Source organism: Verrucomicrobiia bacterium (assembly GCA_035629175.1).
Classification (GTDB): Bacteria; Verrucomicrobiota; Verrucomicrobiia; order Limisphaerales; family DASXHY01; genus DASXHY01.
In genome coordinates this window covers 88,475-109,407 of the sequence record DASPIL010000067.1, presented here as the reverse complement: position 1 = coordinate 109,407, position 20,933 = coordinate 88,475, and the positions used below count along the sequence as shown (strand labels likewise).

Annotated in this window: 21 protein-coding genes; 16 read left to right on the top strand and 5 right to left on the bottom strand. The window is 57.7% G+C overall.

Annotated features, from left to right (window positions below; translation table 11 throughout):
• Positions 1 to 3: 3 nt before the first annotated feature.
• The 13 genes from VEH04_11555 to VEH04_11495 all read left to right on the top strand — a co-directional run bounded on the left by VEH04_11555 (position 4) and on the right by VEH04_11495 (position 11,389).
• A complete protein-coding gene (locus VEH04_11555) occupies positions 4 to 630 on the top strand; it encodes a flagellar biosynthetic protein FliO (protein HYG23410.1) in 627 nt (208 codons plus the stop codon).
• Positions 627 to 1,421, top strand: a complete 795-nt coding sequence (gene fliP / locus VEH04_11550) for a flagellar type III secretion system pore protein FliP (GenBank protein HYG23409.1) — start codon at positions 627 to 629, stop codon at positions 1,419 to 1,421. The genes VEH04_11555 and fliP overlap by 4 nt, the downstream gene beginning before the upstream one ends.
• Before the next feature lie 27 nt (positions 1,422 to 1,448).
• On the top strand, positions 1,449 to 1,718 hold the full coding sequence (gene fliQ, locus VEH04_11545; protein HYG23408.1) for a flagellar biosynthesis protein FliQ: 270 nt from the start codon (positions 1,449 to 1,451) through the stop codon (positions 1,716 to 1,718).
• Positions 1,719 to 1,730: 12 nt separating this feature from the next.
• Positions 1,731 to 2,492 (top strand): flagellar biosynthetic protein FliR, encoded by a 762-nt coding sequence (gene fliR / locus VEH04_11540; GenBank protein ID HYG23407.1) that lies wholly within the window; start codon positions 1,731 to 1,733, stop codon positions 2,490 to 2,492.
• Between the two features lie 69 nt (positions 2,493 to 2,561).
• Complete coding sequence (locus VEH04_11535) at positions 2,562 to 3,644, top strand: EscU/YscU/HrcU family type III secretion system export apparatus switch protein (protein ID HYG23406.1); 1,083 nt, start codon at positions 2,562 to 2,564, stop codon at positions 3,642 to 3,644.
• A gap of 68 nt (positions 3,645 to 3,712) precedes the next feature.
• Positions 3,713 to 4,687, top strand: coding sequence for a glycoside hydrolase family 43 protein (locus VEH04_11530; protein HYG23405.1), 975 nt, complete (start codon positions 3,713 to 3,715; stop codon positions 4,685 to 4,687).
• Between the two features lie 59 nt (positions 4,688 to 4,746).
• Positions 4,747 to 4,956, top strand: coding sequence for a hypothetical protein (locus VEH04_11525; GenBank protein HYG23404.1), 210 nt, complete (start codon positions 4,747 to 4,749; stop codon positions 4,954 to 4,956).
• Positions 4,957 to 4,975: 19 nt separating this feature from the next.
• Positions 4,976 to 5,374, top strand: a complete 399-nt coding sequence (locus VEH04_11520) for a hypothetical protein (GenBank protein ID HYG23403.1) — start codon at positions 4,976 to 4,978, stop codon at positions 5,372 to 5,374.
• 12 nt (positions 5,375 to 5,386) lie between these two features.
• Entirely contained in the window at positions 5,387 to 5,617 is a 231-nt protein-coding gene (locus tag VEH04_11515; protein ID HYG23402.1) for a hypothetical protein, read from the top strand.
• Positions 5,618 to 5,627: 10 nt separating this feature from the next.
• The gene (locus tag VEH04_11510) at positions 5,628 to 6,500 is read left to right on the top strand and encodes an SDR family oxidoreductase (protein HYG23401.1); all 873 of its coding nucleotides are present in this window, start codon (positions 5,628 to 5,630) and stop codon (positions 6,498 to 6,500) included.
• A gap of 58 nt (positions 6,501 to 6,558) precedes the next feature.
• The gene (locus tag VEH04_11505; GenBank protein ID HYG23400.1) at positions 6,559 to 7,344 is read left to right on the top strand and encodes a nucleotidyltransferase; all 786 of its coding nucleotides are present in this window, start codon (positions 6,559 to 6,561) and stop codon (positions 7,342 to 7,344) included.
• A 9-nt stretch (positions 7,345 to 7,353) separates the two neighbouring features.
• Positions 7,354 to 8,184, top strand: coding sequence for a sugar phosphate isomerase/epimerase family protein (locus VEH04_11500; protein HYG23399.1), 831 nt, complete (start codon positions 7,354 to 7,356; stop codon positions 8,182 to 8,184).
• Between the two features lie 157 nt (positions 8,185 to 8,341).
• Positions 8,342 to 11,389: an AsmA family protein gene (locus VEH04_11495; protein HYG23398.1), complete on the top strand. Its 3,048-nt coding sequence runs from the start codon at positions 8,342 to 8,344 to the stop codon at positions 11,387 to 11,389.
• Between the two features lie 40 nt (positions 11,390 to 11,429).
• Here the strand turns inward: VEH04_11495 and trpS are convergent, their stop codons facing one another.
• The 3 genes from trpS to VEH04_11480 form a co-directional block, all read right to left on the bottom strand.
• Entirely contained in the window at positions 11,430 to 12,395 is a 966-nt protein-coding gene (gene trpS / locus VEH04_11490) for a tryptophan--tRNA ligase (GenBank protein ID HYG23397.1), read from the bottom strand.
• Between the two features lie 91 nt (positions 12,396 to 12,486).
• The gene (locus tag VEH04_11485) at positions 12,487 to 13,278 is read right to left on the bottom strand and encodes a prepilin-type N-terminal cleavage/methylation domain-containing protein (protein ID HYG23396.1); all 792 of its coding nucleotides are present in this window, start codon (positions 13,276 to 13,278) and stop codon (positions 12,487 to 12,489) included.
• Between the two features lie 126 nt (positions 13,279 to 13,404).
• The gene (locus VEH04_11480) at positions 13,405 to 14,478 is read right to left on the bottom strand and encodes a DNA replication/repair protein RecF (protein ID HYG23395.1); all 1,074 of its coding nucleotides are present in this window, start codon (positions 14,476 to 14,478) and stop codon (positions 13,405 to 13,407) included.
• A gap of 88 nt (positions 14,479 to 14,566) precedes the next feature.
• Between VEH04_11480 and VEH04_11475 the strand changes: the two genes are divergently transcribed.
• From VEH04_11475 to VEH04_11465, 3 genes are all read left to right on the top strand, one after another.
• Positions 14,567 to 15,190 (top strand): c-type cytochrome, encoded by a 624-nt coding sequence (locus VEH04_11475; GenBank protein ID HYG23394.1) that lies wholly within the window; start codon positions 14,567 to 14,569, stop codon positions 15,188 to 15,190.
• A gap of 167 nt (positions 15,191 to 15,357) precedes the next feature.
• Positions 15,358 to 16,059, top strand: a complete 702-nt coding sequence (locus VEH04_11470) for a response regulator (GenBank protein HYG23393.1) — start codon at positions 15,358 to 15,360, stop codon at positions 16,057 to 16,059.
• A 177-nt stretch (positions 16,060 to 16,236) separates the two neighbouring features.
• Positions 16,237 to 18,558, top strand: coding sequence for a response regulator (locus VEH04_11465; protein ID HYG23392.1), 2,322 nt, complete (start codon positions 16,237 to 16,239; stop codon positions 18,556 to 18,558).
• Positions 18,559 to 19,270: 712 nt separating this feature from the next.
• Here VEH04_11465 and VEH04_11460 read toward each other — a convergent pair.
• Both VEH04_11460 and VEH04_11455 read right to left on the bottom strand, forming a co-directional pair.
• Positions 19,271 to 19,573, bottom strand: a complete 303-nt coding sequence (locus VEH04_11460) for a hypothetical protein (GenBank protein HYG23391.1) — start codon at positions 19,571 to 19,573, stop codon at positions 19,271 to 19,273.
• A gap of 56 nt (positions 19,574 to 19,629) precedes the next feature.
• Entirely contained in the window at positions 19,630 to 20,742 is a 1,113-nt protein-coding gene (locus VEH04_11455; GenBank protein ID HYG23390.1) for a hypothetical protein, read from the bottom strand.
• Between the last annotated feature and the right edge of the window lie 191 nt (positions 20,743 to 20,933).

Genomic DNA, 20,933 nt, shown 5'->3' with positions numbered 1-20,933 from the left:
CCCATGAGCGCATTCCTGTCATCCAGGGTCTCCCTGTTTTTCTGCTGGGCTATCTTTCTGGCCTTTCCAATGCGGGGCATCGCGGCTGAGGCCGTGGTCCTCCCGGAGGAGCAAGTCCCTGCAATCGCCGTTTCTGAAACTACGAATTCTGTTTCGCAAGCGGAGAGTCCCGGGCCGGGCGAGCCAATGGCGACGGTCGTTGCCCCGGCAAATTCTCCCGGCACAAACCAGATCGCCAGCCTTGCAGACTCTGCGACTCCGGGGAACGCCATGCCAAATGTTGCAGGCTCATTGCTGCGCGTCATGGGCATGCTTGCGGTGGTGCTTGCCCTCTTCCTCGGCGGAGTCTGGCTGTTTCGCAACTGGCAGCGTTTTACAATGCCGCGGGGTCAATCGCCGAAACTCAACATCCTGGAGAGCCGTTCACTTGGCGGGCGTCACGCCATCCTCGTTGTCGGGTATCAACAGGAACGTTTCCTCGTTGCGTCGTCCCCTGCAGGAGTCAATCTCCTGACTCATCTTCCCTCCGCCCAGGAGGAACCGATGGGCCCAGAGGAAGCCGCGCTCCCCAAAACGCCAGCCTTCGCCGAGACACTCGCGCAGATGCTGAAAGGAAAATCACGGCCATGATTTTTCAATTCATCAAACGCGTGTTTCAGCTTCGTGCAACGAGAGTTTGGCTTCCGCTCGTCCTTCTTCTCGCGATGAGCACGGGTTCGGCTTTTGGGCAGGCCACCAACCAGGGCGGACTCGTTCCGGTTCAAATTTCGGTCGGAGGCCAGCAGGGGCTTGGCAATGTCGATACCGCGCTGCAACTGCTCTTCGTCATCACGATGCTGTCGCTCGCGCCCGCGATTCTGCTGTTGATGACCTGCTTCACGCGCATCGTGATCGTCCTCTCCTTCATTCGCACCGCCCTGCAGTTGCAGGGAACGCCGGCCAACCAGATCATCATCGGGCTTGCGCTGTTCATGACCTATTTCGTCATGGCACCCGTCTGGGAGAACATCAACCGCGACGCGCTTGTGCCGTATCGCGCGAACCAGATCAGCAGCACCGAAGCGCTTGGCCATGCGAGCGGACACATCCGCACTTTCATGCTGAAGCAGGCGCGTCCCAAGGACGTGGAACTGTTTGCCTCAATGGCGAAGATCGGGCCGACTGCGCCCGAGGATTTGCCGCTGCGGGTCGTGATCCCCGGCTTCATTATCAGCGAACTCCGCACCGCATTTCAGATGGGCTTCCTCATCTTTGTGCCGTTCATCCTCATCGACCTTGTTGTGGCGACCGTGCTCATGAGCATGGGCATGATGATGATGCCGCCCATGACGTTCTCACTTCCGCTCAAGCTGTTGCTGTTCGTCCTCGTCGATGGCTGGGAACTCGTCATCCGTTCGCTCGTTCGAAGTTTCGGAATGTGAGCGCGCGCCGAACCTCCATCATTCAAAATGAATTCTGAATTTGCGATTGAGTTGCTGAAGGCAATGATGTTTCAGGCGCTCACCCTCTCGGCGCCCTTCCTGGTCACCGCCATGGTGGTCGGCCTCGCGGTCAGCCTCTTCCAGGCAGTCACATCGATTCACGAGCAGACGCTGACCTTCGTGCCAAAAGCGCTGGCAGTTGTCGGAGTCATGCTTCTCATGCTCCCGTGGATGGTGCGCTCGATGGTCGAGTTCACGACCGCGATCATCCAGAAGATTCCGCAGATGACCCAGTGACGGGCGGCACGCATGAACCTGGATTACTACAATTGGATGATGGTGTTCGTGCGGATGACGGCGTTCATGATGCTGCTGCCGTTTTTTTCGGCGACGAACTTCCCCCGCATGATGCGCGTGGCGCTCGGAGCCCTGACCGCTGCGCTGATGGCTCCAATGCTGCCCCCAGTTTCGCTCGCGGGCATGACCATTTACGACCTCGTCGGTTTGTTCGTTCAAGAAATCGCGATCGGGTTGCTGCTCGGATTCATCGCGCGCATGGTCTTCTATGCCGCTGATCTGGCGGGCAACATCATCGCGACGGAAATGGGTCTGAACATGGGTGCGGTCGTCAATCCCGCCACGGGCCAGTCCTCCCCCGTTCCGAGTTCCATTCTCTTCTTCCTGGCGGCAATTGTGATGCTCACCATGGACCTGCATCATTGGATTTTGGTTGGATTCCAGCAGACCTATCAGGTTCTACCCATTGGCGGCGCGCACTTGAATGGAGCCTTGTTCGAGACTGTGGTGAAGCACACCGGCAAGATCTTCGTTGTGGCTCTTCAAATTTCCGCGCCTGTGATGGCGGTCTCGTTCGTTGTGACAATCGTGTTCGCGGTGCTCAGCCGCGCGGTGCCGCAAATCAACGTCTTCATTCTTAGTTTCCCATTCCGCATTGCAGGTGGCCTCGCCGTCTTCGGCTTCACCCTGCACCTGACTGCGCAACACGTCCTCAATTACCTTCATCGCCTTCCAGAAGATCTCATACATGTGGGCCGTTTGATCGGAGGCTGATGATGCACGCACATTTCTCCATGGCCCGCCGCCCAGGCTCGGGTGGGGCCCGCAGGATGGGGGGTCTCCATGAGTGAAGATCGCGGGGAGAAGACAGAGCAACCGACGCAGAAGAAGCTCGAGGAGGCACTGAAGCGCGGCCAGATCGCCCGCAGTCCAGAAGTGCAGACGGCGTTCGTTTTGCTGGGCGGCCTTGCGGCTCTGACCTTTGCGGGACAGGACATCTGGAAAAAGCTTGTTTGGGCGACCGTCAGCTCGCTCGGCCATCTCCACGACACGCCGCTTAGCATCAATGCGCTCCAGGGTTATGGCATCACGGGAATCCTGCTGCTGCTCCAGTGTGTTGGCCCCGTCTTGCTTGCCACAATGATCTGCGGCCTGCTCGCCGGCACGATTCAAAATCGGTTCAACACCGCCTCAGAAGCGTTGCAACCCAACTGGGCGCGACTTAATCCCGTGGCAGGCATTCAACGGCTGGTCTCGGTTCGATCGGCGGTTCCCACCCTGCTGTCAGTGGTGAAGTTCAGCATCATTGTCGCCCTCACATATCGCGAGATTCATAACGTCCTTCTCGACCCGATCTTCTCAACCTCAGTCAACGTCGCGCGCATCGCCCAGTTCCTTGCCGAGACGAGCCTGCGCATCTTCCTGCGCGTCAGCCTCGCGCTCCTCGTGATCGCAGCCGCCGATTACGGATATCAATGGTGGCGCAATCACCGCGATATGATGATGACGAAGCAGGAGGTGAAGGACGAAATGAAGAACTCGGAAGGGAATCCGCAGATCAAGGCTGCGCGCCGCCGGCGGAAAGCCATCAACAAACGGCAGATGCTGGCCGATGTCGCCAAGGCGGATGTGGTCGTGACGAACCCCACCCGAATCGCGGTGGCGCTCCGCTACGATCGCAAAACAATGCGCGCCCCCAAAGTCATTGCCAAGGGAATCCGCCTCAACGCGAAGGAAATCCGCGACATCGCACGGCAGCATCAAATTCCCATCATCGAGAACAAGCCCCTCGCCCGCATGCTGTTCAAACACGCAAAGGTGGGTGGCGAAGTTCCTGCCGACTTATACGCGGCGGTTGCTGAAGTGCTCGCATGGGTTTACCGCGTCAATCGCTATCGCTACTACGCCGAGCAAAACGCTGGCTGAGCCGGGCCTTCTTTCGTTGATCGGCACTTTGAACCTTGATCTTTGCGGCTCGTGACGGACGTTGCCGCATGGCATCGGCTTCAACAACGCATACTCCAGTCTATCCGGAATATTTTGCGGATCCCTATGTCTGGCGCGCGGGCAAAAATTATTTTGCGATCGGCACGGGCGAGCACGAGGCAAGCGGCGGAATAGGCGCCCGGGTTTTTCCGCTTCTGCAATCCAGCGATCTTCAACACTGGAAGTTCATCGACCACGCACTTGTTCCACCAGCGAGCCTCGTCGGCACACATTTTTGGGCGCCAGAGGTCGTCGAGCACGAGCACCGGTTTTACCTGTATTACTCAGCAGGCTTCGGGGACAAAGGCCACCAATTGCGGGTCGCCGCCAGCGATCACGCACACGGTCCGTTTCATGACTTGGGCCATGCGCTCGTTGATCCGAATGCCTGCTCGTTTGCAATCGATGCGCACGCCTTCCGTGATGACGACGGACAATGGTATCTGTTCTATGCCCGTGACTTTCTGCAATGTTCGGGCGACCAGCGCCCTGGCACTGCGCTGATGGCCGCGCGGATGAAATCAATGACGGAGATTGAGAACGAGGGCCAGGTGGTGCTTCGTGCGCGTCATGACTGGCAGCGATTTGAGAGGGATCGACCCATGTACGGCGGCCGCTGGGACTGGCACACGCTTGAAGGTCCGTTCCTTCGCAAACATGGCGGCCGCTATTACTGCTTCTACAGCGGCGGTCGTTGGGAAAACGAAAGCTACGGTGTTGATTACGCGGTCGCCGACCACGTTCTCGGCCCGTATTCCGACGCGGGTGGCGAGGCCCGTCCGCGAGTGCTGCGGACTATTCCCGGCGGCCTGCTGGGCCCCGGGCACAATTCCGTGATCACGGGACCCGATGGAAAAACTGACTTTCTTGTCTATCACGCGTGGGATTCCGGGATGACGGCGCGGCGCATGTTCATCGAGCCGCTGGTCTGGACAGCTGACGGACCGCGAGCTCAGACGCTCGCCTCGGTTGGGCAGTTTTAACCGGTCGGTTGGGGTTATTACCTCGGTTGTGTGACACAGAGAAAGTCCGAGGTTGCTTCATGAAAAAACTTACCCTTCTCAGCACTTTGGTCGGCGCGCTGTTGCTCGCCGGTTGCACAACCTATCGGGGCGGTTCTGAAGCAGACTTCGAGTCTGAATGGTCCGCCGAGCAGGATAATCTCAACCGCAGCGCCATGGATGCGGATGTCGGCGTCGGTTGGGGTGCGCGGCTGGACCGCCGCCCGGGCCCTGTTGTTCCTCCTCCCTGAAAACAAAGGACCACTCGCCATGAAACAAAGACGCATTGAAGAGGGCCGCTTCTCTATTAGCGGCCGCGGCCTGGGGACGGTTACGGAAGACATGGTGCGCGAGCGCGCCAGTGAAATCGCGGTGGTGAATGGCCGCGGAAAAAATAACGTTCTCGATTCCGACCTCGCGGAAGCTCGGCGGGAGTTGTTGGGCGAAGAACGCCTCAACCCGCCGGCGACCGCTGCCGAGTCCCTGCCAGAAGGCAGCCGGTGGCAGCTGGCTGGGGGATCCACTGGCAAGAAGGTTGAGAACGTGCCCGCCCCAGATGAACAGACCTTTGCAGAAAAATTGGTCGAGGAGGGCGTCGCTGATGCCGAGCACGACCAACAAGTTCAGGCAACCCGCGAAAGCCTGAAGCGTGACCAGCGCGGGGATTAAAGGATCGGTTTTATGCATTGTGAAGTTTGTGGCAACGATTACGACAAGCCGCTGGAAATTATCGTCAATGGCATCTCCCATTATTTCGATTGCTTCGAGTGCGCCATTCATGCCTTGGCGCCTGCGTGTTCCCATTGCGGGTGCCGTATCATTGGCCATGGGACCGAGGCAGGGGGCAGTTTCTTCTGCTGCGCCAGCTGTGCCCATCATGAAGGAGTGATGGCAATCCACGATCGGGCTTGATCCAGAACCTATGGCGAAAAAAACAGGGCCGAAGGAACAGACGCTTCCACCGCAGACGCAATCTCGCAGGCCAGGGCGCGAGACAGAAATGTCCCCGCGGCCGAAGGTGACGCCTCCTGACTATCGCGGAGCGGGCAAGCTCAAGGGCAAGGTTGCTCTTATCACAGGAGGTGACAGCGGCATCGGGCGCGCCGTTTCCGTACTGTTTGCGCGCGAGGGAGCTGACGTTTGTGTCACGTACCTGAACGAACACGAGGACGCGCGCGAGACCAAGCGCCTCGTCGAAGCGGAAGGGAAGAAATGTCACTTGATCGCTGGGGACATTGGGTGGGAATCCACGTGCCAGAAGATGGTCGATGAGACTGTCGCAACCCTCGGGGGACTGAACATTCTGGTAAACAACGCCGCTGAACAGCATCCGCAGAAGAGTATCGAGGACATCAGCCGCGAACAATTGGAGCGGACATTCCGGACGAACATCTTCGCGATGTTCTTCATGGTGAAAGCGGCCCTCAAACATCTCAAGCCAGGCTCCGCGATCATCAACACCACGTCGGTCACCGCGTATCGCGGCAGCAGCCATCTGCTGGATTATTCATCCACCAAGGGCGCTATTGTGAGTTTCACGCGATCGCTGTCGGAGGCGCTTGCGGAAAAAGGGATTCGCGTGAACGCCGTCGCGCCAGGTCCCATTTGGACGCCCCTGATTCCGTCGACTTTTCCCGCCGAGAAAGTGGAGAAGTTCGGTTCCGATGTGCCACTGAAACGTCCCGGGCAGCCAATGGAAGTGGCGCCCGCGTTCGTGTATCTCGCATCGGCCGATTCATCATTTATGACGGGCCAGGTCCTTCACCCCAACGGCGGCGAAGTCATCAATGGCTAAACTAAAAGCTTCCTCGCGCGGCAGAAATAACCATTCTGAATTACCGCGTTCTACCCGCATGGCGCGAACGCGGCGGCCAGTACGGGAAACGCTCGGACGCAGGCCGCGGCTCCAGTTCAAGTGGACGAAGGCCATCTCGGATGAACAATGGACTGTCTATCTCGATGCCATAAACAGCCTTCGAGCCGCAGGCGTGACGTTCATGCTCGGCGGCGGGTTTGCGATGGCGAGTTACACGGGGCGCTGGCGAAACACCAAGGACATTGACTTTTACATCGAGCAGAGCGAGTGCGAGCGTGCGGTCGCAGCGCTGTCCAAGGCAGGATTCACCGACTACTTCGATACGCTCGCCTACGACCGCAAATGGATTTATCGCAGCACCCGGGATGGTGTGATTGTGGATATCATCTGGGCAATGGCGAATCAACGGGCGCAGGTCGACCGGCAATGGTTCGAGAACGCCCCGTTGATCGAGATCCGCGGCGAAAGCCTGAAGGTGGTTCCCGTTGAGGAATTCATCTGGTGCAAACTGTACATCCTTCAGCGGGACCACTGTGATTGGACCGATATCCTTAATGTTCTCTTTGCAGTGGGACCCCGAATCAACTGGGATCACCTGCTGGATCGCCTGGACGAGGATTGGCCGCTCCTGAAGGCACTGCTGACGCTCTATGGATGGCTGTGTCCGCGCCGGGCCGCGCTGCTTCCAGAGTCGCTGCGCCAGCGATTGCAGGTCGACCGCCCCGCGCCTCAGCAGAAACGGCGGTTCGACCGCATACGACTGCTGGATAGTCGCGATTGGTTTGCCGCGCTGCTGGCGCCCGATCAACCCCTGGCGGTGTAAAGGACAGCCATGATCATTGGAACGATGAACCATCCTGGCCGCGACGTGCTGAAGGAACTTCAGTGGATCGCGGAAATGGGTTTCGAATTCGTCGACCTCACATTTGAGCCTCCGCAGGCACTCGTATCACGCGTCGATATCGCGGCCGTCCGCGATTTCCTGCGTCAAGCGAACCTTCAGGTTATAGGTCACACGGCCTATTACCTGCCGATGTGCAGTCCGTTTGAGTCGATCCGCAAGGCGTGTGTCGAGGAACTGAAGGAATGCGTCGCTGCATTTGGTGAAGTGGGTGCGAAGTGGATGAATATTCATCCCGACCGGCAAGCACCGATGCATGACCGCGCATTCATCATCGATCGCAACCTGCAAAGTCTGCGGGAGCTGTCAGTCGTTGCGGATCAAGTGGGGGTCGGCTTGATGATTGAAAATCTTCCCGGCAGCTTTAACACCGTGCAGCAGCTTTCAGAACTGCTCGATCCCATGCCTGAACTGGGCCTGCACCTGGACATTGGCCATTCCAACCTCCTGACGGAATACAACACGACCGACGAGATTCTGAAGGCATATGGATCACGGTTGAAGCACGTCCACATGCATGACAACAAGGGCGGAAGCGCCGACCTGCACCTGCCTCTTGGAACAGGAACCATCGACACGGAATATTATGTGCGGGCGCTGCAGGCGGCCGGGTACGATGGCACGATCACCCTCGAAGTGTTCACGCCCGACAAACACTACCTGTCATACAGCCGCGACGTTCTCCGCCGCCTGTGGGCGCAAACAGCCAAGCCCCGCGAAACCCGGGAACCCCGCCGCGCTGTAACGCCTGCAACGCGTTAACCTTTCGGAAGCATGAGCAGCAATCGTTCTTGCGCGTAAAGGCGGCGAACTAACCAGGATCTTCCCGACTTGCTTCCACCCACACGCGTTCGACAGTTTCGCACAACGCAAAACGGCTTGCGACGCGCCTGCCGTCTGCGTAAGCGAATAGCGAACTATGAATGACGAGACATCAAGGCCGATGCCCAGGAAGAAGCGCGGCGTGTTGCGAATCCTGCTGTGGGTGGTGGGCGTGTTCGCCATCCTGCTCATCGCAGGCTTCTTCTATCTGACCAGTGCCGCATTTCTCAAGGGCACCGTACTGCCGCGCGTCGGGAATGAGATCAATGCCGATATCACTGTTTCCGACGCAACCATTCACCCGTTCAGCTCGGTCTCTTTGCGCGATCTCAAGGTGACGCCGCGCGGACGTGAGACGCTCCTCACGGCGGCCGAGGTGAACGCTCGCTATGATTTGTGGAGTATCCTGCGCGGGAACATTGTCGTGGAAAACGTCACCCTGACTGGCCCCGTCATACACCTGGTCCAGCGGGCTGATGGCACGAGCAATCTGGATCCCTTGCTGGAGAACGTGGACGTCGCCGACAATGACAACGATGATGAAAAGGAATCCGGCGATTCAGAGCCGCCGCGGGTTGACCTGCGTAAACTCTCGATTTCCAATGCGCTTCTCCGCCACGAAACGCAGCACGGCGAGAACCAGCGCAGCATCGTGGAAATTACGAATGCCAACATCCTGCTGACGAATTTGAAGAACGGCGACAGCGGCAAGGTGACCATCGGCGCCGCGTTGTCAGCGAACCTCCAGCCGCCGTCGCCTGATGCACGCGGAGCCCTGCACGCCGCCCTTAACGGTGAATATGTGTTTGCGCTGTCGGCGGATTTCAAGCCGCTCTCGGTAAAGGGCGAGGCAGCTTTCAATGTCACATCTGCCGAAGGAACCTTCTCCGACTTTTCAGGATTCAGCGCGGTAATGGCTGCGGATGTGGCACCAACGGAGATCACCGAGGTCGCGCTTCAATTCACGAAGGCGCAGGACAGGCTCGGACAGGTTCGGGTAAGCGGCCCGTTCAATGCAGAAACAAGCGAAGGACGGCTCAATGTTGAGGTGCTCGCCATCGACCGCCGCGTCTTGAATCTCATTGGAGCCTCAATGGGTTTGGACTTCGGAACCACCGCCATCAATTCCACCAACCAGGTTGAATTGACGCAGCGTGGTTCGATGATATCGATCGCAGGGCGCCTGGCGGTGGACCGCATGCAATTGATTCGCACCAATCTATCCACCCCGACACTCAACATTGAATCCCGTTATGCGGCGACTTTGAACCTTGCGTCGGGCAATGTGGTACTGCGCGCGTTCGAGCTGACGGGGACGCAAAACAGCCAGCCGCTCTTCCAGGGCGGTCTGAGCAGTCCCATGACGCTTTCGCTTGGAGGCAGCAATGAAGCATTTGGCGATTCCACGCTGAACCTCGCCCTGACCGGATTGAACCTCCAAGAGTGGAAGGCATTTTTAGGCGACATTCCATCGGGCAACATCAGCGCGCGGGTGACGGTGAATTCACGAAACAGCGGCAATTTTTTCCAGATCGCGGCGCAGAGCCAGATCGCCAACGTTGGGCCGATCAATGGTGGCATGACGTTGCGTTCTGCGGTGTTGCTCGGGGAAGTCGGCGTCCAGATGGCTGAGGCGCAAAAAGCATTTCAAGGCAGCATGAGCCTCAGCAATGTCGTCGTGCTCGACCCGAGTGGCGCCATCCCTGCCAAGCCTCTTGATGCACGATTTGACTTTGATACCACAATTGCGGGCGATGTGATCGAGTTGCGCCGCTTTCAGGTCGCATTGACGCCAACAGAGCGCGCGCGGAACGAGCTTCAGTTGCAGGGACGCGTCGATCTCACGGATACGAACGCGATCCGAGGTGATTTGAAACTCACGGCAGAGGCGCTCGATCTCACCACGTATTATGACCTGTTTGCGGGCGGCACCAACGGGCCCGGGTCCACAACAACAGGCACGACTGAGACCCCGCCGGTGGAGACAGACACGCCTTCAGATTCATTGCCCTCCTCCCTGCCCTTCAAGGATTTCACAGCTGAAGCTACTATCGGACAGTTCTTCCTCCGCGAGATCGTCGCATCCAATTTTACCGCGCGGGTACAACTGGATGGCGGAAAAGTGGAGGTCGGACCTTTCGATGTATATCTAAACGGCGCGCCGATGAAGGCGGGAGTGGGCTTGGATTTGAGCGTTCCCGGTTATCAATACGCTCTCACGTTCAGTGCGAGCCAGGTTCCGTTCGCTCCGCTCGTCAACACATTTCAACCTGACCGCAAAGGTGAGCTCGGCGGAACGCTTACCGCAGACGTGAACCTTCGCGGAACGGGGACCACGGGTGCGAGCCTGCAGAAAACCCTGGCGGGTCGCTTTGACGTCGGAACAACGAACCTGAACCTCTCGGCCGCCAATGTGCGACAACCCATGCTCAAGCTGCTGGTCGGCGTCATCGCAATGGTGCCGCAACTGGCCCAAAATCCCGAAGCCGCGTTGGGCAGCCTTGTCAGCGGACTGGGCAGCACGTTGACCCGCGGCCTGGCTGGAAGCTTTAGTGGCGACATCACCAATTCGCCCATCGACGTCATCGCCGCTCGCGGATCTGCGGCAGACGGCAAGATCGAGCTCGAGCAGGCAACCGTGCGAAGCACTGTATTCCGGGCCGACGCTCGAGGAACGGTGACGCTCGCGCCAGTGCTCACAAATTCCGAAATCCATTTTCCCGTCTCAATCGCCCTTGCGCGCCCGCTTGCAGAGCGCCTCAAAATGGTTTCATCAGACACCCCCACCAACGCAGCCTACGTGAAACTGCCTGACTTTTTTTCTGAAGGCGGAACGATCGGCAATCCCAAGGCGCAAATCGACAAGAAGGTGCTGGCGGGATCTCTCCTGCAGCAATTGGGCAGTCTGGTTCCGGGCGCTACGGCAACCAACTCGGCGGTTGGAAATGTTCTGCAGGGGTTGGGGAGCATTCTCGGCGGCCGTCCTGCCGCATCTCCCACCAACGCGCCGCCAGGGACCATCTCGGCTCCGGCTGCAGGCAGCACCGCAGCACAGTCTCTAACAACAAACGCGGCACCCGCGACAAATGTTTCGCCGCTCAACGAAGTGCTCCGCCTGCTGGGGCCACGAACCAAACCGCAGTAGTCTGGGCTTGTTGACCGCGGCGTGCACACCGCGGTCGCAGTTATTCCAAGCCGCTCGCCCGGCGCGCGCGCTTAAGCACATCGCGCGCTTTGATCCGTGCTTTCGCCGCACCTTCTCCAAGCACCTGTTGCACGTAGTCAAGATTGGCCGCCAATTCTGCCCGCCGGGCCCGGGCATTCGCGAAGTAGTTCCAATATTGGTCGAAAAGCGTCTTCTTTAAATCGCCGTAACCGTACCCTCCCGCACGCAAACGTTCCTCCTGCTCTTGAGCAACTTCAAGAGGAGCGACCAGCCTGAGCAATTGGATCGCATTGTTTTTGTCAGCATCAGGCTTCGGATCCCCAGGCGCGCGACTGTCCATCAGGATCGACATCACCTTCTTTCGAAGTGCCTTCTCCTCCCCAAATATTTCAATGGTGTTGCCATAGCTCTTGCTCATTTTCTGGCCGTCTGTTCCCGGAACCACGGCCACTTCATCGCGGATTTGCGGCTGCGGAAGGACGAATGTTTCGCCATACTGTTCGTTAAACTTGCTCGCAATATCGCGCGTCATTTCAACATGCTGCTTCTGGTCACGGCCCACTGGAACAACGTTGGAATCGTAGATGAGAATATCGGCCGCCATGAGAACGGGATACGCGAACAGGCCATGATTCGCCGAAATACCCTTGGCCACCTTGTCCTTGTAGCTGGTTGCCCGCTCCAGCAATCCCATCGGCGTCAGCGTCGTCAGGATCCAGGAAAGCTCACAAACTTCGGGCACATCGGATTGCCGGAAAAAGACCGATCTTTTTGGATCCAGTCCGCATGCAAGGAAATCCAGGGCGACATCCAGCGTGTTCCGGCGTCGTTGCGCGGGATCGAACAGCGACGTCATGGAATGGTAGTCCGCGATGAAATAATAGGCGTCGCCCTTCTCCTGAAGCTCGATGGCGGGGCGCATCATTCCAAAATAGTTCCCGATGTGCAGGGCGCCCGAGGGCTGGATGCCTGAAAGAATTCGCATGCGCGGAAGCTAGCAGCGGCGGCAATCGCGGGAAAAGAATGAAAATCCCGGCTTCATGAAAAGAAGCCGGGATTGAAGCCAGATTGGAAGCCTACCACCAAAAGCCGCGGGCACCTGTGGCCCGTTGAAACATGCTCTCGAACTTGCGCCATTCAACGTGACCGTCCTTGAATGTAATATTGCCACCGATTGGGAAGTTCCCGCGAGTGTGCGGACTTGCGTGAGGCTTCTTCACTCCAGGGCGTTCCGTGAAGTCGCCTTCCACCCTGATGAAGCTTCCTGCGTTGCGAGGATTCCCATTCACGCTTTCACTGATGGTTGCATCCGCCAGCAGCGGGCGATCTGAAATCGGCGGAACGGGGAGTTTCGACGATCCATTTTTGGTGATGCGGGGAGCCTCATCCGTGATCACCTTGTTCTGATTCGTCATGATCAGCTGCAATTGCTCCTCATTCCCGTTGGGTCCGGTAAACGCCATAACGTAACCGACCACGTGGTAGTTCGGGTTGAAGTTCCATTGGCTGTGCGGCGCTGGATTCCCGAAATTCACGGCATCGCTAAAACCTCGAGCCGCTGTGCCAGGACAATAGAAGGTTTTCTTGGCCATTCCGCTGTTGAGCATGTGTTCGCCAGCAGTTTTTGGAAGATCCCATGCCCAGGCGCCGTTGATGACCGGCAGCCGTTCGCGATTATCATTCGCATAGATCATCGTCGATAGTCCGAACTGCTTCAGATTGTTGAGGCACTGTGTTCGAATAGCTTTCTCCTTGGCCTTCGAAAGCGCCGGCAGCAGCATGGCGGCGAGGATCGCGATGATGGCGATGACGACAAGGAGTTCAATCAAGGTAAAGCCGCGAGATGACGCGTTCAGGCTCCTGGACATTCTGTTACATCTGTTTTTCACGTAAAAAAGATAACACAACATCGGCCAGATGCTTCCATCACCTGAACAGGTGATTTACGAAGATGCCCATGGGACAGAACCCGCAAGGTGGTGTTCTTAAATACCTCACGCGTCGGGAATTATCGATCCCGAAACGACGCGCCACTTCTTCAGCTCACGGCTCAATTCGCTCGGCCAGTTCTCCTCCGTTGCCGTCATGAAGACCTGCCCTCGCGCCTGCTGCGAACGCTCCAGCAGTGGAATCAAACCCGCGCGGCGCGTCACATCCAACTCGCCCATGATATCGTCAATCAACAGGACGGGTGGTGACCCATGGCGCCCCGTCAGGTATTCGGCTTGTGCCATTTTCAAGGCGATGACCAATGTGCGCTTCTGTCCTTCGCTCCCGAATTGCGCCGCCGAACGATCGTTGAGCAACAGCTGCACCTCATCCCGATGCGGACCGACAACCGTGGTGCGCGTGGAGCGTTCGCGGCGCCGGGAGTTCGCGAGTTCAACTGCGAAATCGGTTTTAATGCTCGGCAAGTACTCCATGCGCAGCTCCTCAGCGTCGTTCGAAATGCGTCTATAAGCCAGCCGCGCCACAGGTGAAAACCTTGGAACCAGTTCACGCCGCAGCCGGATAATCTCGTCGCCCGCGGCTATCAGTTCGCGCGTGAAGCTGTCGAGCGCGGCCTCGTCAACAATCGCACGTTTCAGCAAGGCGTTCCGCGATCGGACCGCGTGAGCGTAGCGCTGCAGCAACGGGAGATAGCCCGGCTGCGTCTGCGACAGCAGCAGGTCGAGGAAACGCCGCCGAGCCCGGCCCGGTCCCTTCACCAGTTGGAGATCCTCCGTGCAGAACACAACAGTCCGCAGCGTGCCAAGATACTCGGAAATTTTGCGAACCGGCCGGCCGTCGACACTGAGGCTGCGCTCTGCTGCGGACCAGTACATTTTGATATCGTGCTCACCCTGGCCCACCACCTTGCATCCGGCAAAATAGCCCTTCTGCCCATGCCGCACCATTTGCGAACTGCCCACCCCGCGGAAGCTGCGCAGAGTCGCCATTAGATAAATGGCTTCCAGGATATTGGTTTTGCCCTGCGCGTTGTTCCCCAGGAGCAGGTGAAACCCGGGCGACAGGCTCACGTCCAACTTTGCATAATTGCGAAAGTCTCGAAGGCGTAAGCTGGCCACGTGCACGGCCTGAAAGATGAGGCGCAGCTGCAATGCGCGCGAGGATTTTTCGGCCCTCGAAATAATTTGTCTTCGGTCGAAATCCCCGATGATCATGATCGAAATGGATGAATCCTCCAATGGTGAAAAGCTGGTCCTTCGCTGGCCGAAGTTCGCAGCCGCCGCGGCAGTTCTAGCGGTGATCCTTGCCGTGATCTGGATGGCAGCAGCCGTGGAGCGCATTCGAAGCACGCGGCGCCTGTTTGAGGGTTCGATGCAGACGAACTCGGCATCGGACGGAACCCTGTTGCGCGGCGGCAACGCTGCGAACGGAAAAAGGATCTTCTTTGAGAAACCGGAGGCAAATTGCGCGAAATGCCATCAGGTGACCGGCCCAGGCGGTGACCACGGACCTTCGCTGGAGGGCGTCGCGTCGCGCCTGACTCGGGATATGTTGCTGAAATCGCTGCTCAAGCCGAATGCCGAATATGCAGCGGGGTACGAAAGCGTCGTCCTTCTCCTGACAAACAGCACCGGAGTCGCGGGGTTCCTCAAGGAGGAAACGGATTCTTCATTAACCGTCCTGACCCCTGAAGATGGAAAACTCGTCATTCCGAAGGCGGCGGTGCAACTGCGCCAGCGCGGGCTTTCGCCCATGCCCGAACGTCTAGACACCGTCCTGAGCGGGCAGGACCTCCGCGACTTGGTCGAATATCTGGCCACCCTCAAGTAAAAACCCCCGCTTTTCGACGCGTGGCGCGAGACTTGCGAATGGATCAAAAAACCAGCGGCTAAATGTTTGCACCTAATCAATAGTGATGAAGATTACGAGTGAGTTTAGCGTCACTCATCGTCTGTTGTGGTGCTTAGTATGATTCGACCGTAAACCCGTAAGCCCTTGTGGTAAAAGTTGATATTCAAAAAGAGTTCGGCGGCTCGGTGCGAGTTTGGAGAGGCCGTTTGGGCATCAGCCAGGAAGAATTGGCGGAACGCGCCGGCCTGCACCGCACCTACGTTTGTGACATTGAGCGGGGCGCCCGGAATGTATCATTAAAAAGCATCGAGAAGCTTGCGACCGCTCTGGAGGTTCCACTTTCCACGTTGTTCACGTTCGCTGCCGTCCCCGAATTGGAAGCGGCTTCCTCAAATCAGCCCGTGCCGGAACTTGTGGATATCCTATATGTGGAGGACAATCCAGCAGATGCGGACCTGGCCCTGGCGGCGCTGAAGCATGCAAAAATCACGAACCGCATTCACCTGGTTCGTGATGGCGCAGAGGCATTGGATTTTCTGTTCTGTCTCGGACGGTATAGTGAGCGCTCGCTCGACCAAGGCCCGCAGGTGGTGTTGTTGGACCTGAATCTGCCCAAGGTGTCCGGGCTGGATGTCCTGCGGCGGATTCGGAGTGATGCGCGGACGCGGTCGATTGCGGTGATTGTTCTGACCGCGTCGAAATCTGACCGTGATGTGGAAGCGAGTGAACGGCTGGGAGCCGACGGGTACATTGTGAAGCCTGTGGACTTCCGCACGTTGAGTGAAGTAACTCCTGGGTTGTGTCTTCAATGGGCGTTGTTGAAACCGGGGCCGGCAGTGGGTGCCTGAATTTTCGCGCTGCCGCGGATGAGCTGCGCCCGCCTTTGCGGGTTGGGGGAGGTGTTTTTCTTCAGAAGGTTCTTCCAGGCACAAACGTCCCGCAGTGCACAGCGCAGAACCTCTCGCTTATGGAGTCAATCTTTCCCTATCCTCTCGCCGCAAGGTCAATCTACCGGGATACATTGTATGTCTGCTCCGCTTAAAACTCTCATTGTCGAGGATTCCGCCATCGACGCAGAATTGCTGGTCATCGCATTGCGGGCGGCGGGTTTTGATCCCGAATGGCAGCGGGTGGAAACGGAAGCCGGTGTCCGGGCGGCTCTCCAAGAGAGCTTCGACCTCGTTTTTTCGGACTTCTCGATGCCGCACCTGTCGGCGTTCCGTGTCCTCCAGCTGCTTCGCGAGCGCGCGCTCGAACTCCCCTGCATCATCGTTTCCGGAACCATCGGCGAGGAGCAGGTGGTTGAAACCTTGAAATCAGGCGCAGTCGATTACGTTTCCAAGGATCGCCTCGACCGTCTCTCGCTCGTAGTGCGGCGGGCAGTGCGGGAAGCGCGGGAACGGGCCGAGCGCAGGCAGGCCGAACAACAAGTGCAAATCCGCACCCTCGCCCTGGAAGCAGCTGCCAACGGCATTCTGATTGCCGACCGCGGCGGGCAGGTGCTTTGGGCAAACGCGGCGTTCAATAGTTGCAGCGGATGCACCCTTGAGGAGGCATTGGACCAGGCAGCATCCGGGCCCGACGCAAAAGGAGCCGCATTCTTCGATTATCTGAGACAAAGCCTGCTGGCAGGGCGCGTGTGGCAGGGAGGCATGACGCGGCGCGGTCCAACAGGACAACTCTGTTACGAAGAAATCACGATCACTCCGGTCCGCGCCACAGGCGAAGCGATCACGCATTTCATTGCTGTCCGCCAGGATGTAACGCCGCACCGGAACGCCGAAATTGCACTGCAATCCGCCCAGGAAATGCTGAAGCGGGTGCTCGCGCACAGCCCGGCGGTGATTTACTCGCTGCGTAATGTTGCGGGCGTTCTCACCCCCGTCTGGGTGAGCGAAAATGTCCAGCAGCTCTTCGGTTACGATGCCGATTCCGCTTCGCTGCTGAACTGGTGGGGCGATCACCTCCATCCAGAAGATCGCCACATGCTGACCAAGGAGGACCCGCGATTTCAAAGCACCGGCCATTGCATTCATGAATACCGCCTCAAACACAGCGACGGAACATACCGCTGGGTTTCCGATGAGAAGCGGATCATTCGAGAAACTGCCGGACAACCTTTTGAAGTGGTTGGTGTCTGGACCGACATCACTGATCGCAAGCAACTCGAAGCCCAGCTCCGCCAGGCCCAGAAGCTCGAATCCATAGGCCAGCTCGCGGGTGGCGTGGCTCATGATTTCAATAACATTTTGACCGTCATCCAGGGCCACGCATCGTTGCTGCTGTCGAATCGTTCGCTGGGTGAGTCCACGCTCGAGTCGGCCCAACAGATCTCCCTCGCCAGTGAACGCGCTGCGACGCTGACGCGCCAGTTGCTGACTTTCAGCCGCAAACAAGTGATGCAGCCGCGGGCGCTCGATTTGAATGAAGTGGTGAGCAACGTAATCAAGATGTTGAAGCGAATTCTGCGCGAGGACGTTTCGCTTCAGGTCAGCTATGGCAACAAGCTGCCGTTGATCCATGCCGACGCGGGAATGCTCGAACAGGTCCTGATGAACCTCGCCGTGAATGCGCGGGACGCCATGCCCCAGGGAGGGGAACTCGGGATTTTCACGAGTCACGAATCCGTGGGACCCGAATACGTGCAGACGTGCGCAGAGGCTTCCACGGGAGAATTCGTGCGGCTGCAAGTCGCTGACTCAGGGAGCGGCATCGCTCCCGACGTTTTGCCGCGGATCTTCGAACCTTTCTTTACCACGAAGCCGGTCGGACAGGGAACCGGTCTCGGCCTCGCAACCGTACATGGAATCGTGCATCAGCATCGTGGCTGGGTGGAGGTTTCAAGTGAAGTGGGCGGCGGCACTACGTTCCGGGTGTACTTTCCTGTTCTCAAGGTCGCCGAACGCCGGCCAATCGACAGCGCGCGTGAACAGGCGGTTCCCGGTGGAAAGGAAACCATTCTTCTGGTCGAAGACGAAGACGCTGTGCGTGCCCTCGCGAAAAATGTGCTGGAACGAAAAGGCTACACGGTGATTGAAGCCAGTTCAGCGGTCGAGGCGCTGAAAAACTGGGGAACCTACGGCAAGGTCGATCTCGTGCTGACGGACATTGTCATGCCCGGCGGAATGACAGGTTTGGACTTGATCAAGCAACTGCACGCGCAGTTCCCCGCCCTGCCTGCTGTGTTCACGAGCGGCTACAGTGTCGACATCATTGGCAAGGAACTCGAACTGCGCGACGGCATCAATTTTCTCCAAAAACCGTATGGTCCACGGCGGCTTGCCCGGACAGTTCGCGACGCTCTGGATCAGCATCGCACAGCCGGAACGACCGCGGCGAAAAGCTGAAGCGGGCACACGGCCGGATTCGTATTCCCGCCTCGCGGTGGCTAATTCCTCAACGGGCGCGCGAGCGTAGAACGGCTGCACACACCTTCGATATTCTCGCTTGATTGCGACCCCGGGGACGGCGCCGCACCCCAGCGCACCTTGAACCGGCAGCGTGGATGGCACTTTCACTGCTAAAGGAGAGATGGGCTTCGGCCGACCGACATGAAAGAACCTATGGGCACCAATCCTTTCGCAGCACCGACTGAGCAGACTGCATCAACGCAAACCTCTCCGAACACGAATCGGGAAAAAGTGAAGGTATCTGTGTATGCAGTTGTCGGAACCCTGGTCACGTTATGCCTCGCTTTGCTTTTCCAGGGATGCAAGAACCATCGACCTTCCGCGGAGAATCCATTCATCCAGCAGGAACACGTTTCCGCCAAAGCGAGTTTCGCACGCTGATAAAGCAACGGGCGTTTCTTTAACGCGTGGCAATCCACCACCGGTTGTCGTCTCTTCGTCCCAAAACTCACCACACTCCGTCGGACCTGCGTCTGATACATGGACATTCCCGGTGTCCCTCCATTCAAGCAACTCAATGCCTGAAACTTTAAGAGCGAGCTTGAAAATTGTTGAGGATGGTGCCCGCGACAGGACTTGAAGGGGGGCATTTTTTGCCGTCGTTCGACACACGGTTTTAGGGTAAGATCGGGGCGTAAAATCGCTCCGATCACTCTGGAGAACGGACACTGGCGAAGCCAGTAATGATCCTGGGAGCGGCCGTCCGTTTTGGGAGAAAGACGACGCGGGCGATGACTTGGGAGTAGTGACAAACAACCGCGGTCGGGTTGTCCTCCTCAAGAGTGGATCCGATGAACTCAAAGGTGTGCGGCTCGATGAAGCGGACCTGGTTGACTCTGACGCCGAACGCGACGATCAAAACGTCGTGAGATTCGGGAGCCGACTGCACAAGCTTTTCCAGCGCATCTTTCATCGCTCGAAACGTGGCGGCTCCTGAAAGGAGTTCGGGCATCGCAATCTGAGCTTCTATCGCTTTCGGGCTGTACCTTTCCATAATATTCTTCCAAGTCACTCGTGGGGCCGAAATGCTTTCCGTTGCTCCGCTATCAACAATCCCAGAGCACCCTCGATCGCGTCTTTATAGTTCTCCAATGGAATTGAGTCGTTGAACTCCTCACCAGAAATTCGCAACCGGGCACGGGTGGTGATCATGTTGGGACGATTGTTCGGTCCCACCGAAGGCCATAAAGTCACGTCTCCCCCTTTGCATTCTACGACCATTGCTCGTCGCCCGAATTGCCCCTCTCGACTTTCCAGTTCCACGTTGAAAACGTAGTTCGTGTTCGCACGGAACCGAATTACAGCGATGTTCGTCCTGCCGATGTGTCGGCCAAGCTCACGGGGCACCTCTCGAAAGTTCGAGTCGGCTTGGTCATTTCGAGAAGCGGCTTCCTTTTCTAAAAAAGCCATCAAGCGTCGCACCGTGAAATCGTAGTAAAAATGATTTCCATCATATTCGGTTTGTTCAACCACGTCCTTCGCTTCGAGTTCGCGAGCGCGCTTCTCATTCTCGATCGCCTGCAATGCTCTCCTTCGCCGGATCCTGGTGTTTAAACTCTCCTCCCATGCTGCGGAATCGAGTTGAGTATCTATCTGCTCGAATTGCCGTGCATTTGCGATCACACGTTCCCGAACTTCGGGCTTGATTGCGGTATTGGTCGAGATGGTTTCTGTAAGCGTCCTTGCCTCTGCAAGCGCTGCTATTTGCGTCTGCTGAACCTCTTGGAACTTGCCGTTCAGTCGCTCGAACCGTTCATCCGCTTCACTCTTTTCCCGTGCTGCAGACGTCCTTGCGCTGTTGTCTTGAAACCAAGTGAGGAGAATGACTCCCACACTTAGAACACCAAACATCAGCTTGTAGTTGGTGGCTTTGGACGGCAGATCATCCGGCGAAATCGGATGAGCTGACATGTGGATTCCAACATAGCCAATGATCACAGCAAGAAGCGACTGGGCTAAGGGAAAAGAGGGGTAACAGATCAGCAATAAAGCCACCGCAATGATAAAAGATCCGATTATCCATAGCAGTGGCCTAGCGCGTTTGGCGGGCGATGACCTTGGGTTCAGATTAAGTTCCGGCTGGTGTTGCATCGACGCCGTTTGCTCCGGTTCGTTCATCATCGCCTCGCTTTCGGAACGCCCTTTTCGGGTGTTCGATAGTCTTCTAGGCCTTCCGACACCGTGAACTTCAACGGGAGCGGGATCCTATTTCCGGAAGCAACGCACGCCCTTAATGCGGCTGTGATCAGAACAGTCACGATTTGAGATTCGGACAATTCGGAAACGTGCGCTGAGAGCTCGCGAAGCAAGCT

Excerpts from the sequence above, each read along its gene's own strand:
- VEH04_11505 (HYG23400.1), top strand. The coding sequence starts at position 6,559 with ATGGCGCGAACGCGGCGGCCAGTACGGGAAACGCTCGGACGCAGGCCG.
- VEH04_11510 (HYG23401.1), top strand. The coding sequence starts at position 5,628 with ATGGCGAAAAAAACAGGGCCGAAGGAACAGACGCTTCCACCGCAGACG.
- fliP (HYG23409.1), top strand. The coding sequence starts at position 627 with ATGATTTTTCAATTCATCAAACGCGTGTTTCAGCTTCGTGCAACGAGA.
- VEH04_11535 (HYG23406.1), top strand. The coding sequence starts at position 2,562 with ATGAGTGAAGATCGCGGGGAGAAGACAGAGCAACCGACGCAGAAGAAG.
- VEH04_11515 (HYG23402.1), top strand. The coding sequence starts at position 5,387 with ATGCATTGTGAAGTTTGTGGCAACGATTACGACAAGCCGCTGGAAATT.
- VEH04_11520 (HYG23403.1), top strand. The coding sequence starts at position 4,976 with ATGAAACAAAGACGCATTGAAGAGGGCCGCTTCTCTATTAGCGGCCGC.
- VEH04_11495 (HYG23398.1), top strand. The coding sequence starts at position 8,342 with ATGAATGACGAGACATCAAGGCCGATGCCCAGGAAGAAGCGCGGCGTG.
- VEH04_11500 (HYG23399.1), top strand. The coding sequence starts at position 7,354 with ATGATCATTGGAACGATGAACCATCCTGGCCGCGACGTGCTGAAGGAA.
- VEH04_11465 (HYG23392.1), top strand. The coding sequence starts at position 16,237 with ATGTCTGCTCCGCTTAAAACTCTCATTGTCGAGGATTCCGCCATCGAC.
- VEH04_11455 (HYG23390.1), bottom strand. The coding sequence starts at position 20,742 with ATGATGAACGAACCGGAGCAAACGGCGTCGATGCAACACCAGCCGGAA.
- VEH04_11460 (HYG23391.1), bottom strand. The coding sequence starts at position 19,573 with ATGCCCGAACTCCTTTCAGGAGCCGCCACGTTTCGAGCGATGAAAGAT.
- trpS (HYG23397.1), bottom strand. The coding sequence starts at position 12,395 with ATGCGAATTCTTTCAGGCATCCAGCCCTCGGGCGCCCTGCACATCGGG.
- fliR (HYG23407.1), top strand. The coding sequence starts at position 1,731 with ATGAACCTGGATTACTACAATTGGATGATGGTGTTCGTGCGGATGACG.
- VEH04_11555 (HYG23410.1), top strand. The coding sequence starts at position 4 with ATGAGCGCATTCCTGTCATCCAGGGTCTCCCTGTTTTTCTGCTGGGCT.
- VEH04_11485 (HYG23396.1), bottom strand. The coding sequence starts at position 13,278 with ATGTCCAGGAGCCTGAACGCGTCATCTCGCGGCTTTACCTTGATTGAA.
- VEH04_11530 (HYG23405.1), top strand. The coding sequence starts at position 3,713 with ATGGCATCGGCTTCAACAACGCATACTCCAGTCTATCCGGAATATTTT.
- fliQ (HYG23408.1), top strand. The coding sequence starts at position 1,449 with ATGAATTCTGAATTTGCGATTGAGTTGCTGAAGGCAATGATGTTTCAG.
- VEH04_11475 (HYG23394.1), top strand. The coding sequence starts at position 14,567 with ATGATCATGATCGAAATGGATGAATCCTCCAATGGTGAAAAGCTGGTC.
- VEH04_11525 (HYG23404.1), top strand. The coding sequence starts at position 4,747 with ATGAAAAAACTTACCCTTCTCAGCACTTTGGTCGGCGCGCTGTTGCTC.